The organism is Halopseudomonas sabulinigri, from assembly GCF_900105255.1.
GTDB lineage: Bacteria > Pseudomonadota > Gammaproteobacteria > Pseudomonadales > Pseudomonadaceae > Halopseudomonas > Halopseudomonas sabulinigri.
The window spans coordinates 2035605-2050357 of the sequence record NZ_LT629763.1; the positions used below are offsets into that span (position 1 = coordinate 2035605).

Consider the following 14753-nt stretch of genomic DNA (forward strand, 5'->3'; position numbering starts at 1 on the left):
ATGACACCCGACTCCCGCAAGCAATTACGCAAACAACTGCGCACTGCTCGCCGTAGCCTGAGTCGGGCTGCGCAACAACGTGCCAGTCTTCAACTGGTGCGCCGCCTCAGCCAAAGCCGCCTGCTCCTGCGTAGCCAGCACCTTGCCTTCTACCTTGCCGCCGACGGTGAAATAGACCCTGCCCTGCTGCTCGCGCACTGTCGCCGCCTGCGCAAGACCTGCTATCTGCCGGTACTGCACCGCTGGCCAGCGACCGGCATGGGTTTTCAACGCCTGCTCCCGCAGCAGCGCTGGACGCGGAACCGCTACGGTATCCGTGAACCGCTGGCCAACCGCAAATTACAGGTAAAGCCCTGGCGTCTTGATCTGGTGCTGATGCCGCTGGTGGGATTTGATGACGCCGGCAACCGCCTGGGAATGGGGGGTGGCTTCTATGATCGCACTTTTGCCTACCGTCACCGGCGCCAAAATTGGCAGAAGCCGGTGCTACTGGGGCTGGCGCATGCTTGCCAAAAAACGGCGTCGCTGCCTGTCGCCAGCTGGGACGTACCAGTGGACGGGATTGTCAGCGATCGGGAGCAGCTACTGCTGCGCCCGGGCCTGCAGCGTTCTTAACGCTGCTCGGGGAGCGTGGGCACAACGTCCTGCGTCGAGGATTTATCCAGGTAACTCTGGGTGTACCCCGTTGTCACCACCCCCAAGCCGAAAACTATAACCAATACCCACAACATATCTGGTTTGCGTCGCACGCGTTGCCTCCTTCTGGATCTGGCAATCTATTATTAGCCTGCAGCGGCATGCAGCTGATCCACCCCAACGGATCTCGAGACACTTCATGCCAACGTATCAGTGCGTTTGATTTATACCCTTTTAAAAACCTTGTCAAGGCTTGAGACAATTGGAGCGCAGCATGGCCTATTGGCTGATGAAATCGGAACCGGACGCTTTTTCCATCGACGACCTTAGCGCTGCGAACAAGGCCCCCTGGGATGGTGTGCGCAATTACCAGGCTCGCAACTTCATGCGCGAGATGCGCCCTGGTGACCACTTTCTGTTCTACCATTCCAGCTGCCAGCCGCCAGGACTAGCTGGCATCGGCGAAATCGTCAGCGCGCCTTATCCCGACAGCACCGCAATCGACCCGCAAAATCCGTATTACGACCCCAAGGCCAGCGCCGAACGCCTACCCTGGGTGGCGGTGGACGTCAGCTTTGGGAGAAAGTTCCCAGCACTACTTGCATTGGCCGACATCCGCCAGCTCAACGGCCTGGAAGAGCTCCCTTTGCTGCACAAGGGCAACCGCCTGTCTGTCATGCCGATAACCACCGAACAATGGGCGATACTGACTACAGCTGCCCAAGCCTGACAGTGGCGAAAGTGTGCTTTTGTCTCGGTGACTGGCCTGAATGAAAGCATTGTGCTATCAGTAAATCATGACCCGTAGAGTGCCGACATGTCCTTTCGCTCAGCCAGCCGTAACTCTAAGCAAACATTTGCGCTGATCGCTTTGCTCTTCGCCCTGCTACTGGCCGCCATCTTCTATCTCTGGCAGGCACTGCTGGCGGCGGAACAGACGCAGGCTCAGGCACGTCTGCAACTTGAAGCCAACAGCCTGGCGGCACAAATCGAAGGGCGCTTTCAGCAGCAGACTGGCACCCTTATACGTCTTGCCGAACGCTGGGACTTTCAACGCGAATCCCCGCACCTATGGCAGGCCGACGCCGATCGACTGCTGCGCGACTTCCACAACTTTCAGGCCATCGAATGGCTCGACAGCAGCTACCGCATGCGCTGGATTCAGCCATTGGCCGGCAACGAGGCGGTGATCAACTTCGTTTACCATCCGGACCACCCCAATTACCCTGTCCTGGTAAGAGCGCAGACCACCGGCAAACCACATTTGAGCAGCCCCTTCAAACTGGTGCAGGGCGGCCAGGGCCTGGCCTACTATGTACCGCTGTACAAGGTTGAAGACGGCGAGCGCACCTTTGATGGCTTTCTGCTGGGTATCTTCCGCGTCGAAGTTCTTCTGTCAGACCTGCTACGCGACCTGCAGGCCAACCGTCTGAGTATCGAACTGGAAGAACGCGGCCAAACACTGATGAACCGCCCGACCAGCGACCAGCTAGCCGACAGCTGGCGCGTCAGCAGCCCCGTGGTGCTGGGCGAAAATCACAACTTTGTATTGGTAGTACATCCCACGCGGCACCTGCTGGACACCGCCACCACCCACCTGCCATTGATGATCATGCTCAGTGGATCACTGGCTGCTCTACTGCTGTGCTACTCACTCTGGCTCGCCATTCAGGGCGCGCGCCGCAATGCCATCCTGAAAAACACCAACCGCCAACTGCAAGCGGAGGTAGTGCGCCGCCAGAGCACTGAAGAAAGCCTGAAGAACAACCAGGCACGCCTGAAGCTGATCATCGACATGACCGACCACAGCCACGACGCCCTGTTCATTATCGGCCTGGAACCGCAGGAGCTGGTCTACATCAATCGGACCTGCTGGCAGAGCCTGGGCTACAGCGAAGCACAGCTGCGCCAACTGGCCACAATCGCCCCCAAGGACATCATGCCTGAGGTCGGCTCCTGGATGAAGGCAGTAAAGAGCCTGATCCACAACCAGGGCGATGCAATCTTTCAACAACACGTGGTACACGCGAATGGCCAGGTGACACCGCTGGAAATCAGCGCCAGACACCTGCGGCGCCTGGGCCGCGACTATCTGATCTGTGTCGGCCGTAATAATAGCGAGCAACTGGAGATCGCTGAGCGACTGCAGCGCCTGTCGAATCAGGACGGCCTGACCGGCCTGTACAACCGCCGCTACTTTGACAAGACACTACTCAGCGAGTGGCGCCGCCTGCGCCGTGAAAACATACCGCTGGGTTTATTGATGCTGGATGTCGATCACTTCAAGCGCTTCAATGATCTGCTCGGCCATCAAGCCGGCGATGACGCCCTGCAGCGTCTGGCGAATGCCATGAGCAGTTGCCTGATGCGCGAAGGGGATTGCGTTTGCCGCTACGGTGGTGAGGAGTTTGCCGTGATATTGCCGGGTGCGGACCTGCCCCAGTGCATGCAGGTGGCACGGCGAATCCATGAGGCGGTCGAGCTGATGGCGTTACCCCACCCTGACACCAGCATCGATAGCGGCCTGCTCAGCGTCAGCATCGGTGCGGCAAGCCTGCAGCCCATGCCGGAGTGGAGCCCGCACGACCTGATCAAGCAGGCCGACGCTGCACTGTATCGCGCCAAGGCCGAAGGCCGTAACCGCACCTGCGATGCAGAGACCGGCGAAGACGAGACCGATTAGCCGAGATAGAGGCGATACGCCGGGTTGTCGGTCTCATCCCAGTACTGATAGCCAATGCCATCCAGCGCTTCAGCCACCAGGTGCCGCTCATGCTCGGGCACCTGCAGGCCTGCCACCACCCGACCGTAGGCGGCACCGTGGTTACGATAATGGAACATCGAGATGTTCCAGCGCCCGCCCAGCTTATTCAAGAAGTTGAACAGCGCTCCCGGCCGCTCAGGGAACTCGAAACGGAACACCACTTCATCGGTGACATGATCAGCATGCCCTCCCACCATGTGCCGCACGTGCAGCTTGGCCAGCTCGTTGTCGGTCAGATCCAGCACTGGGAAGCCTTCGCTGCCAAGCTGGGCAACCAGCTGGTCGCGCGGATCCAGCTCCGGGTGGGTTTGTACCCCGACAAAGATGTGCGCCTCGCTGCCGCTGTGGTAGCGGTAATTGAATTCGGTAATCGCGCGTTTGCCGATGGCTTCGCAGAAGGTTTTGAAGCTGCCGGGCTTCTCCGGAATGGTCACCGCCAGTAACGCTTCGCGCTTCTCGCCGATCTCGGCTCGTTCGGCCACGTGGCGCAAACGGTCAAAGTTCACATTGGCGCCGGAGTCGATCGCTACCAGCACCTTGCCAGTGCACCCCTCGCGCGCCACGTACTTCTTGATCCCGGCCACACCAAGACAACCGGCCGGCTCGCAGATGGAGCGGGTGTCGTCGTAGATATCCTTGATCGCCGCGCACATTTCATCGGTGGTGACGGTGATTACTTCGTCCACGTAATGCCGGCAAACCTCAAAGGTATGTTCGCCAATCTGCGCGACCGCCACGCCGTCGGCAAACAACCCCACCTGGCTCAGCACCACACGCTCACCGGCCGCCAACGCGGCCTTGAGGCAAGCCGAATCTTCCGGCTCAACACCAATCACCTTGATCTCAGGCCGCAGGTACTTCACATAGGCCGCAATACCGGCGATCAGTCCGCCGCCACCGACCGGGACGAAAATGGCATCAACCCCGGCGTGCACCTGACGCAGGATCTCCATCGCCACCGTGCCCTGGCCGGCAATGGTGTCCGGATCATCGTAGGGGTGGATGTAAACGTAGCCCTTTTCCTTCACCAGTTTTTGCGAGTACGCCAAGGCCTCGTCAAAGGCATCACCGTGCAGTACCACCTTGCCGCCTCTGGCGCGCACTGCCTTGACCTTGATCTCGGGCGTGGTGCGCGGCATCACGATAGTCGCCTTGACCCCCATATGCCGGGCGGCAAAGGCCAGACCCTGCGCATGATTGCCAGCGGAGGCCGCCACGACACCGCAGGCGCGCTGCGCGTCGGTCAGCTGCGCCAACTTGTTGTAAGCACCCCGAATCTTGAAGGAAAACACCGGCTGCAGATCCTCGCGCTTGAGCAGCACGGTATTACCCAGCCGTTCGGACAAAAACGGCGCGGCGTGCACCGGAGTTTCGACGGCTACATCGTAGACGCGCGAGCAGAGGATTTTCTTGACGTAGGTTTCAAGGGTCGGAGCTTGCAGCATGGGCGAGGTCGGCTTGTTCAGGGTGAAAAAACCGCCAGTCTAGCGAATCCCGCACTGCACGACTACACGGGAGCCGCCGCATCCCCGTATAATCCGTCTTTTGCCGCCAGACTTATCCCGCCCGAGGAGCCGAACATGACCCAGGACGAACTCAAACAAGCCGTAGGCCAGGCCGCCGTAGACCGCCTGCTACCGCACCTGGACGACCAGAGCATCATCGGCGTGGGCACCGGTTCCACCGCCAATTGCTTCATCGATGCACTGGCCAAACACAAGCTCGCCTTCGACGGCGCGGTCGCCAGCTCCGAGGCAACCGCCGAACGCCTGAAAAGCCACGGTATCGCGGTGTATGAACTGAACAGCGTTGGCCACCTGGATTTCTACGTGGATGGCGCCGATGAGAGCAACGAGCGCCTCGAGCTGATCAAGGGTGGCGGCGCCGCCCTGACCCGGGAAAAGATCGTCGCCGCCGTCGCCAAAACCTTTATCTGCATCGCCGATGAAAGCAAATTGGTGCCGGTGCTGGGCGCCTTCCCATTGCCGGTGGAAGTGATCCCCATGGCGCGCAGCCACGTGGCCCGCGAGATCGTCAAGCTGGGCGGTGACCCGGTCTACCGTGAGGGCTGCGTGACCGACAACGGCAATGTGATTCTGGACATTTACAACCTGTCGATCGTTAACCCCCAGCAGCTGGAAAGCGATCTGAACGCGATTGTTGGCGTGGTGTGCAATGGCCTCTTCGCTGCCCGCCCGGCAGACGTGCTGCTACTGGGTACCAAGGACGGCGTGAAAGCCCTGGAGCGCAGCTGATCCGGGCTAGTTGCCCGGCACAAAGCGATAGAACAGATTGGGCTCACTGACCAGGTAGAGTCGGCGCTGCTCATCCATCGCCAGCCCTTCAGCCTGCGGTATGGTGCGCTGCAGGCCGCTCATACCGCGCCACAGGCCAAGCAGGCTGAGTGGCTCTCCCGCCTTGTCGTACTCCACGACCATATGCGACTCATCGCTGAGCAGCAGCAGGTGACCGGTCTCATCATGCATGCTCAGTGACGACAGATCATGCATGAACAGGCGCGGCGAACCTGGGGATTTCAGTTCCTGAATCTGCACCGCCAAGGGCTCGCCGACGCGGGCATCGACAAAGCCGGTCACCGAAAGCACGCGCAGCGGATCGCGCTCCTTGACCACCAACAAGCGCTGGGTGCGGCCATCCCAGGAAAGCCCTTCAAAGCCTTTGTTACCGTTCAGATCCAGTCCGATAGTCAGGCTGGGCGCGCCCGCCACGTCTATGACCGATACGTCCGGCGGCACATCCAGTACCAGCAGGCGCTGACTGCGCTCCTCAGCCACCACGTAGCGATTACCGACGACGTGGGTCAGGCCTTCCATATCCTGTACACCCTGTACGCGCACCTTGCGCAGCAACTCGCCCGACAGGCTGAGTTCTACCAGCAGCGGCTCGCCATTGAGGACTGCAAACAGCGTCTGACTCTCGCTGTTATAGGTCAACGCCGACACGTCGTCGTCCAGCCCTGCGATCTGCACACCTTCAAGGTCTACCTGGTAGTCATCCAGCTGCAGACCACTTGCCTGTGACGGCTGCGCGCCCAGACGCCAGGCGTGCCACAGCAAACTGTCGAGATGCAGAAAATGCAGCGCTCCCGCCGCCAGCACCAGCAATACCAAAAGCCCTGCCAACAGCTTTTTCATTTAAAACTCTGAATTCGGTAGCTTAGCCCGCAATACGGGTATTGACCTGCAGCTTGCCGGGGATGGTCAATTGCAAACGATCACCCGCGTTCAGGACGCCTACACCCGCAGGCGTACCGGTAATAACCACATCGCCCGGCAAAAGGGTGAACTGGGTAGCGATGTGCGTTATCAACGCCAGGATCGGCGTAATCATTTCCGCCGCAGTGCCCTGCTGCCGGGGCTCGCCATTGATATCCAGCCGCAGCGCCAACTCGCTCAGCTCACCCGCCTCGGCTGCTGGATAAAAGGGCGTCAACGGGCAGGCGCCGTCGAAGCACTTGGCCCGCTCCCAGGGGTGCGCCTTGGCCTTGAGCTGATCCTGCAGCTCGCGCAGGGTCAGGTCCAGCGCCAAACCCACGCCGATAACAGCCGTCTGCGCTTCGCCATCGCTGACCTCGCCAGACAGGCGCTGGCCAATCAACAGCGCAATCTCGGTCTCGTAATGCACCGGGCCGCGCCCCTGAATCAGCGACAACTCCTCAGCGATCGGCACTACCGAAGTGGCTGGCTTGATAAACAGCAGCGGCTCGGTCGGCACCGGATTGTTCAGCTCACGGGCATGTTCGGCGTAGTTGCGCCCAACACACACCACCTTGCCCATTGGCAGATCGATCACACCGCCATCAACATACTGATGCTGATACGTCATAGCCCACTCTCAATTTTGCTTATGCTTTTGCTTGCGGCTTGCGGCTGGAAGCTCTCAATTGAATATCTTGCCCGGGTTCATGATGCCGTTGGGGTCAAATACCGCCTTGATCGACTTCATCACCGCGATTTCAGCCGGGCTGCGGCTGTAGGTCAGGTAGTCGCGTTTGGTCATGCCCACACCGTGTTCGGCAGAAATCGAGCCGTTGTACTTCTCGACAATCTCGAATACCCACTTGTTGACCGTGGCGCACTTGTCGAAGAACTCATCCTTGGACAGGTTCTCCGGCTTGAGAATATTCAGGTGCAGGTTGCCGTCACCAATATGGCCAAACCAGACGATCTCGAAATCGGGGTAGTGCTCGCCGACGATCGCGTCGATATCGTGCAGGAATGCCGGCACTTTACCGACGGTGACCGAAATATCGTTCTTGTAGGGCGTCCAGTGCGAGATGGTCTCGGAGATGAACTCGCGCAGCTTCCACAGATTCTGCAACTGCTGCTCGCTTTGGCTCATCACGCCGTCCAGCACCCAGCCCTGCTCGACGCAGTGCTCGAAGGTTGCCAGCGCCTGATTGGCGATGTCTTCGCTGATGGCTTCAAATTCCAGCAGCGCGTAGAAAGGGCAATCGGTTTCAAACGGCGCCGGCACGTCGCCACGGCCCATGATCTTGGCCATCGCCTTGTCGGAGAAGAACTCAAAGGCGGTCAGGTCGAGCTTGTCCTGAAAGGCGTGCAAAACCGGCATGATGGAGTCAAAGTCCGGCGTACCCAACACCATCGCCGTCAGGTTCTTCGGCGCGCGCTCCAGGCGCATGGTGGCTTCAACCACAAAGCCCAGGGTGCCCTCGGCGCCGATGAACAGTTGGCGCAGATCATAGCCGGTGGCGTTCTTGATCAGATCCTTGTTCAGCTCCAGCAGCTCGCCGGTTCCGGTGACCACTTTCAGACCGGCCACCCAGTTGCGCGTCATACCGTAGCGAATCACCTTGATACCGCCGGCATTGGTGCCGATATTGCCGCCAATCTGGCTGGAACCCGCCGAGGCAAAGTCGACCGGGTAATACAGCCCCTGCTCCTCGGCAAAGCTCTGCAGCTGCGCCGTGACCACGCCCGGCTGACAGACCACGGTGCGGTCAAAGGCGTTGAAGTCGCTGATCTGATTCATGTAATCAAAGGAGACGACAATTTCACCATTGGCCGCGACTGCCGCGGCAGACAGCCCGGTACGCCCGCCCGAGGGCACCAGCTCCAGCTTTTGCTCATTGGCAAAACGCACAATCGCCTGCACCTGCTCTACGGTTTTCGGGAACACGATCGCCAACGGCGCAGGCTCGAAATGCTTGGTCCAGTCCTTGCCCCAAGCATTGAGCGACTCGGCATCGACGCGCACCTTGTCCGGCTCAACCAGGGTCTTGAGGGTATCGATCACGGCTTCTGGGGTCATGGCGGGCTCTCAAACAGAATTCATGCAGCGCCTGAGTACATTTCATGCAGCGACAGGCATCAAAAAAGGCAGATTATGCTAGCATACGCGGCTTCCGAAACAGGACACTTCTGTCGGACTAAATCGCAGAAGTCTTTGCTCGGCTCATCTTAATCAGCATTCGGGTAACTGACACCATGGCCAAAACCTCGCTGGACAAAAGCAAAATCAAGTTTCTGCTCCTCGAGGGCGTACACCAGACTGCCGTCGACACACTGAAGGCAGCGGGTTACACCAACATCGAGTATCACACTGGCTCCCTGCCGGAAGAGCAACTGAAAGAAGCCGTCGCCGACGCGCACTTCATTGGTCTGCGCTCGCGTACCCAGCTCACTGCCGAGGTGTTCAGCCACGCGCAGAAACTGGTTGCCGTCGGCTGCTTCTGCATCGGCACCAACCAGGTTGACCTGGATGCTGCCATGGAAATGGGCGTGGCCGTGTTCAACGCGCCCTACTCCAACACCCGCTCGGTCGCCGAACTGGTGTTGGCCGAAGCCATCCTGCTGCTGCGCGGCATTCCCGAGAAGAACGCCGCCTGCCACGAAGGCGGCTGGATGAAGAGCGCCACCGACTCCTACGAGATTCGCGGCAAGAAGCTCGGCATCATCGGTTACGGCTCCATCGGTACGCAGCTGTCGGTACTGGCCGAAGGCCTGGGCATGAAGGTGTACTTCTACGACGTGGTCACCAAACTGCCGCTGGGCAACGCCACCCAGGTGGGCTCGCTGACCGAGCTGCTGGGCATGGCTGACATCGTCACCCTGCACGTACCGGAGACCTCCGCCACCAAATGGATGATGGGCGAGAAAGAGATTCGCGCCATCAAGAAAGGCGGCATTCTGATCAACGCCGCGCGCGGCACCGTGGTCGACATCGACGCCCTGGCCGGCGCCCTGCGCGACAAGCACCTGAACGGCGCAGCAATCGACGTGTTCCCGGTAGAGCCACGCGCCAACGGCGACGAGTTTGTCAGCCCATTGCGCGAGTTCCAGAACTGCATTCTGACCCCGCACATCGGCGGCTCGACCATGGAAGCACAGGCCAACATCGGTCTGGAAGTAGCCGAGAAGCTGGTGCGCTACAGCGACAACGGCACCTCTATCACCTCGGTCAACTTCCCCGAAGTGGCGCTGCCCTCGCACCCGGGCAAGCACCGCCTGCTGCACATTCACGAGAACGTGCCGGGCGTCATGAGCGAGATCAACAGCGTGTTTGCCGCCAACGGCATCAACATCTGCGGTCAGTTCCTGCAGACCAACGAGAAGGTTGGTTACGTGGTGGTGGATGTAGACGCCGAGTATTCTGACCTGGCGCTGGAGAAGATCCAGCAGGTCAAAGGCACCATTCGCGTACGGGTATTGTTCTAAACCGGCTCGATGCCCGATACGTCGGGCGCAAGCAGCATGAGAGGGGTGCAACGTCGGTTGCGCCCCTTTTTTATGAGTTTTAGCGCCGGCCCGGCACGCCTAGCCCAGGCGCTCAAAAGCGACCCAGCCAAGTGGCAAGACAGAGCCCTTGGTTGTAATACGCTGGAAACCTGACGCTGGTTGAATGACGCTTCAACCCAAGCAGCGAACCCTCTCCATGGCCGCCATCCAGTCCCTCGCCGCCCTGCTCAAGCCCGTCGAGTCACTGAGCCCCCAGATGACCATCAGCGACGTGGCCGACCAACTATTGCTGCCCAGCCACAAGGCGTTTCTCTCTCTACCCGTGGTCGACGAGCAGCAACGTCCGCTGGGGCTAATCAGCCGCTATCGCCTGCAGGATATTTTCATGCAGCGCTTTGGTCGCGACCTCTGGGGCAAGCGTTCGGTCACTGAAGCGGCCAACCCCGACTCGCTGGTGATCGCGCTCGACACGCCACTCGATGAAGCGGCACGTATCGTGACAGCGCAGCTGCAATACCCGATTACCGAAGACTTCATTCTGATCGACGGCAAGGGCTGTTATCAGGGGCTGGGTACGGTGCTCGACCTGCTCAAGGCCATGGAAAGCCGCATCGATCAGCGTAACCGCGCACTCAACCGCGCCCTGCAGGAGCTGAAGAGCTCCCAGGCCCACCTGATCCAGTCAGAAAAGATGGCCTCGCTCGGGCAGATGGTGGCGGGGGTTGCCCACGAGCTGAATACCCCATTGGGCTATGTAAAGAACAACGTTCAGCTGCTGCGTGATCTGGTACAGCCGCTGTTGGAACTGGCCGAAGCCCAGGCGCAATTGAGCCAATGCCTGACCGACCCCGACAGCGCAAGCGAGTTGGTCGAAAGCGCCTTCGCCCGCGTGCAGGACGCCACCGAGCTGGCCTCCCCCGCCACCTTCGAGGAGGACTTCACGCCAATGGTGGACGATACCCTGTACGGCCTTGAGCAAATCGGCGAACTGGCCGTCAGCCTCAAGGACTTCGCCCGTCTCGACCGCGCCATGAGCGAAGACATCAACCTCAATGACTGCGTGCGCAGTGCCCTGGTCATTGCTCGCAATGCCTTGAAAGACAAGATCAAGGTGGTCACGCGGCTGGGCGAGCTGCCGGCCATCACCTGCACGCCGTCGCAGATCAACCAGGTGCTGCTGAACATGCTCACCAACGCCGCTCAGGCGATGCCGGACGGTGGCCAGATTCTGATCAAGAGTTGGGCCGATGGGCAGCGCGCCTATCTATCGATTCAGGACAACGGCCAAGGCATAGCGAAGGACATTCAGCAGCGCATTTTCGACCCCTTCTTCACCACCAAGGCGGTGGGCGAAGGCACCGGGCTGGGGCTGGCGATCAGTTACAAAATCGTGCAGCAGCACGGCGGCAATATCCGCCTAGCCTCCGAGCCCGGGCGCGGCACCCGCTTTGTCATCAGCTTGCCGCTAAACCAGCCCGGCTCGCTGCAACCTCAGCTAACGCTACAACGGAGCGCTTGATATGACCCCGTCCGATCCCGTGCGTATTCTGTTTGTTGATGATGAAGAGCGCATTCTGCGTAGCCTGTCGCTGCAATTCCGCCGCCAGTATCAGGTCATTACCGAGTCCGATCCGAGCAAGGTCATGGCGCGCCTGCAGGCAGAACCAGTGGCCATTATCGTCAGCGATCAGCGCATGCCGCAGATGAGCGGCAGCCAACTGCTCAGCCAGGTACAGCATGCCTTTCCCCACAGTCTGCGCATCCTGCTGACCGGTTACTCCGACCTCGACGCCGCAGTCGATGCGCTCAACAGTGGGGGTATCTTCCGTTACCTGACCAAGCCCTGGGAGCAGCAGGATATGGCCGACACGCTCGCGCAAGCCGCCGAGATCGTGCGCCACCGCCGCCGTTTTCTGGCCCAGCCACCCAGCCCTGCAGTGCCGCCAGAGGCGCACACGCGCAGGGTTCGTTTGCTGCTGGTCGATGATGATCAGGAAAGCCTGCAGCTGAGCCGCGACATCTGTGGTCGCTTGGGCGTCGAGTTGTTACCGGTGAGCACGCTGGCTGGTGCAGTGAGCAAACTCAATGAAGAAGAAGTGGATATCCTGCTCAGCGACATCCGCCTGGGCAACGACGACCTGCGACCGCTGCTGATGTCACTCGCCCAGGCGCATCCGAACCTGTTGAGCATCGTGGTGACGCCCTTCCAGGATACGCAACTGCTGCTGAAGCTGATCAATCAGGCGCAGATATTCCGCTATCTGCCCAAGCCGATTCGCCGCGGCATGTTGGAACGCGCGATCAAGACCGCGGTGGCACAGGTGGAAGAGACCCGCCGCCAACCTAGCGTGCCTGCGCTGCGACAGGCGGAACAGCCGCGCGCAGCAGAAGAGCAGCGCAGCGTCAGCAGCTTCATGGGGATGCTCGGAAGGTTGCGCCAACGGCTGACCGCCTGAGCGCGCAGATCACTCGCGCAGCTCGGCTATCAATAGCCGGATTTCGTCTTCGTTGAACACCTTCACGCCGATGCGCCGCAGCGCTGCCGCAGTTACACCTTCGCCGGCGACCCGCGTGCCATTGAAACGACCATCATAGTTTTCGTGATTGCCGCACGAAGGGCTGCGGGCCTTGAGCAGGGCATAACGGATGCCGTGTCGAGCGACCAATTGCAGCGCCTGCTCGGCGCCGCGCACAAAAGCCTCAGTGACGTCAGCGCCCTCATCGGTCAGCACCGGCAGCACGCCGTCGAGTACCAGCGCGCCTTGACCGCCGGCAATCTCGGCAGGCGGCCGCGGCGTGGACAAACCACCGGCCACCTCCGGACACACCGGCACCACCCAGCCCTGCGCCTGCCAGCGCAGCAGCTGTGCCTGCGGGTCAAATCCGCCGCCGTCGTAACGCACCGGATGGCCGAGCAAACAGCGACTGACCAGTATCTTTTCCACCCCGCCTCCCAGGCTTGTTCGCGACTTGATGGAGTGTACGCCGGCGTATTGGTTAACGCAGCAGCGGGTTATCCGGGCGACGCCGGAACCAGCCAGTCAGACTGGCCCGCTGCTTACCCGCGGCCAGCACCTCGTGCTCGATATCGGCGCTTGTGAAGACCACCACGGTACCGCCGCAGGGCGGCACGTCCACCTTTTCGTTAGCCAGATGCAGGCGCAATTCGCCGCCATCGCCGGGCTGCCAGTGCTCATTCAGATAAACCACCACGGAAACGGTGCGCAACGGGCTGTCCTGAAAGCGGTCGAGGTGTTTCTGGTAGCCGGCGCCCGGCGGGTAAAGCGCAAAGTGCGTTTCGTAGCTGTCCAGCCCAAGAAACAGGCAGCGGTTCAGGGTGTCACGCAGCTCATCCATCATGTGCAGATAAGCCTGATTCGCCACGCTGGGCGGGCAGTCATCCAACCACCGGGTGTAATCACCGCGAATGCGCGGCGCCACCATCTGTTCATCGCCGCGACCAATTGCCGCCGGAGTGAGTTCCGCCTGCTGCCACAGACTGCGGCACTCGACTGCCAACGCCTGCACTAAAGCAGCCGGCAGCAACTGCGGCTGCACAGACCAACCGCGCGCGGCCAGCTCGTCAGCCATCAGCTCATAACGGCCGACGGGCACCACAGGGAACTCGCACATGACAGTGACACTCGAACGGGGGGTAAGTCGGCCTGCTGCGGGCACCCGTGGGCCAGTGCGAAAGCACTCTGAACATAGCCACAGACAACACCACCAGGAATCCGCTGCACCCAGCCGGACGGCGGTGCAAGCCCAGAGAAAACGGGCGCGGGCATTGTATGACATCGCCACACTCTGGCAAGATTTTTCCGCGCGGGCAGCGGCCCGTTCGTCACCACAAGAGGCTTCTATGCGTCACACCCTGTTTTCTGCCGTTCGTACTACCCTGATCAGTGGCCTGCTGGCACTCAGTTTGCCGGCCCTGGCCAACACCAACGAGCTTTATGTCGCGTCCGGTCTGCAGACCCATCAGGCGCATTTTCAGCAGGCGTTGAAAAAAGCGCAGCAGCGCTACGCCGCCCAGTTACCCGCCGCCGTCGCCGACAACCTGATGCGCCAGACCAGCGAGCGCTTTGAGCCAGACCGCATGCATGCACGCGCCGCCGCCACCCTGCAGGTCAACCTCAACGACAGCGAGCTGGATCAAGCGCTGAGCTTCTATCGCAGCGATCTGGGCCAGCGCGTAGTGGCCGCCGAGACCCGCGCGACCTCCCCGGCCGAAGTCAGCGCCATGCAAAATGGCGTGCCGTTGATGCAGGCAAGCGCTGAACGCAAAGCAGTGATCGATCGACTGGCCAGCCAGTTGCCGGCACTGGATCTGGGTGAAGAGGTGTCGATGGCACTGGCCAGTATGGCCACCCAGAGCGCCAACCAGATGCTCGGTGGTTTATTCCAGATACCCGATGGCCTCGCCACCCAGCAGCGCGGCGCGTTGCGCGCGCAGATGGAGCCCAACCTGCCCCAAACCCTGCTCTACGTGTACCGCGACTTGGACGACAACCAGCTCAAGAGCTATGCCGAGTGGAGCGAGAGCGAAAGCGGGCGCGCCTTTTTCAAGGCGGCCAACGCCGCCGCACACGACGCGCTGAACCCCTGATTCCAGAGCGCAGCAAAAAGAACGG

The 14753-nt window shown here is 60.7% G+C and carries 14 protein-coding genes; 8 read left to right on the top strand and 6 right to left on the bottom strand.

Annotated elements, in window-relative coordinates; translation table 11 throughout:
- The 3 genes from BLU26_RS09140 to BLU26_RS09150 all read left to right on the top strand — a co-directional run bounded on the left by BLU26_RS09140 (position 1) and on the right by BLU26_RS09150 (position 3319).
- Entirely contained in the window at positions 1-615 is a 615-nt protein-coding gene (locus BLU26_RS09140; protein ID WP_092285920.1) for a 5-formyltetrahydrofolate cyclo-ligase, read from the top strand.
- Between the two features lie 295 nt (positions 616-910).
- Positions 911-1366 (top strand): EVE domain-containing protein, encoded by a 456-nt coding sequence (locus BLU26_RS09145; RefSeq protein WP_092288432.1) that lies wholly within the window; start codon positions 911-913, stop codon positions 1364-1366.
- An 87-nt stretch (positions 1367-1453) separates the two neighbouring features.
- The gene (locus tag BLU26_RS09150) at positions 1454-3319 is read left to right on the top strand and encodes a diguanylate cyclase domain-containing protein (RefSeq protein ID WP_092285922.1); all 1866 of its coding nucleotides are present in this window, start codon (positions 1454-1456) and stop codon (positions 3317-3319) included.
- On the opposite strand, the gene ilvA is transcribed toward BLU26_RS09150, so the two are convergent.
- Positions 3316-4845: a threonine ammonia-lyase, biosynthetic gene (gene ilvA, locus BLU26_RS09155; RefSeq protein ID WP_092285924.1), complete on the bottom strand. Its 1530-nt coding sequence runs from the start codon at positions 4843-4845 to the stop codon at positions 3316-3318. The two genes, BLU26_RS09150 and ilvA, sit on opposite strands and share 4 nt — an antisense overlap.
- A gap of 135 nt (positions 4846-4980) precedes the next feature.
- Between ilvA and rpiA the strand changes: the two genes are divergently transcribed.
- Entirely contained in the window at positions 4981-5655 is a 675-nt protein-coding gene (rpiA, locus tag BLU26_RS09160; RefSeq protein ID WP_092285926.1) for a ribose-5-phosphate isomerase RpiA, read from the top strand.
- A 6-nt stretch (positions 5656-5661) separates the two neighbouring features.
- Here the strand turns inward: rpiA and BLU26_RS09165 are convergent, their stop codons facing one another.
- The 3 genes from BLU26_RS09165 to BLU26_RS09175 are packed head-to-tail and all read right to left on the bottom strand — an operon-like array spanning position 5662 to position 8692.
- Positions 5662-6555 carry an SdiA-regulated domain-containing protein gene (locus BLU26_RS09165; protein WP_092285928.1) on the bottom strand — a complete coding sequence of 298 codons (894 nt, stop codon included), beginning with the start codon at positions 6553-6555 and terminating at the stop codon, positions 5662-5664.
- Between the two features lie 22 nt (positions 6556-6577).
- Positions 6578-7246: a fumarylacetoacetate hydrolase family protein gene (locus BLU26_RS09170; protein WP_092285930.1), complete on the bottom strand. Its 669-nt coding sequence runs from the start codon at positions 7244-7246 to the stop codon at positions 6578-6580.
- 54 nt (positions 7247-7300) lie between these two features.
- Entirely contained in the window at positions 7301-8692 is a 1392-nt protein-coding gene (locus BLU26_RS09175; protein ID WP_092285932.1) for an FAD-binding oxidoreductase, read from the bottom strand.
- Between the two features lie 176 nt (positions 8693-8868).
- Between BLU26_RS09175 and serA the strand changes: the two genes are divergently transcribed.
- The 3 genes from serA (at position 8869) to BLU26_RS09190 (ending at position 12575) form a co-directional block, all read left to right on the top strand.
- Entirely contained in the window at positions 8869-10098 is a 1230-nt protein-coding gene (serA, locus tag BLU26_RS09180) for a phosphoglycerate dehydrogenase (protein ID WP_092285934.1), read from the top strand.
- A 277-nt stretch (positions 10099-10375) separates the two neighbouring features.
- Positions 10376-11638, top strand: a complete 1263-nt coding sequence (locus tag BLU26_RS09185; protein WP_231702058.1) for a sensor histidine kinase — start codon at positions 10376-10378, stop codon at positions 11636-11638.
- A gap of 1 nt (position 11639) precedes the next feature.
- Positions 11640-12575, top strand: a complete 936-nt coding sequence (locus BLU26_RS09190) for a response regulator (protein ID WP_092285939.1) — start codon at positions 11640-11642, stop codon at positions 12573-12575.
- 9 nt (positions 12576-12584) lie between these two features.
- Here the strand turns inward: BLU26_RS09190 and BLU26_RS09195 are convergent, their stop codons facing one another.
- Together BLU26_RS09195 and BLU26_RS09200 are read right to left on the bottom strand one after the other, a co-directional pair.
- Positions 12585-13064 (bottom strand): DUF523 domain-containing protein, encoded by a 480-nt coding sequence (locus BLU26_RS09195; protein WP_092285941.1) that lies wholly within the window; start codon positions 13062-13064, stop codon positions 12585-12587.
- Positions 13065-13116: 52 nt separating this feature from the next.
- Positions 13117-13752: a 2OG-Fe(II) oxygenase gene (locus BLU26_RS09200; RefSeq protein WP_092285943.1), complete on the bottom strand. Its 636-nt coding sequence runs from the start codon at positions 13750-13752 to the stop codon at positions 13117-13119.
- A gap of 229 nt (positions 13753-13981) precedes the next feature.
- On the opposite strand from BLU26_RS09200, the gene BLU26_RS09205 reads away from it, so the two are divergent.
- Positions 13982-14728: a DUF2059 domain-containing protein gene (locus BLU26_RS09205; RefSeq protein WP_157719339.1), complete on the top strand. Its 747-nt coding sequence runs from the start codon at positions 13982-13984 to the stop codon at positions 14726-14728.
- The last annotated feature ends 25 nt before the right edge of the window (positions 14729-14753 follow it).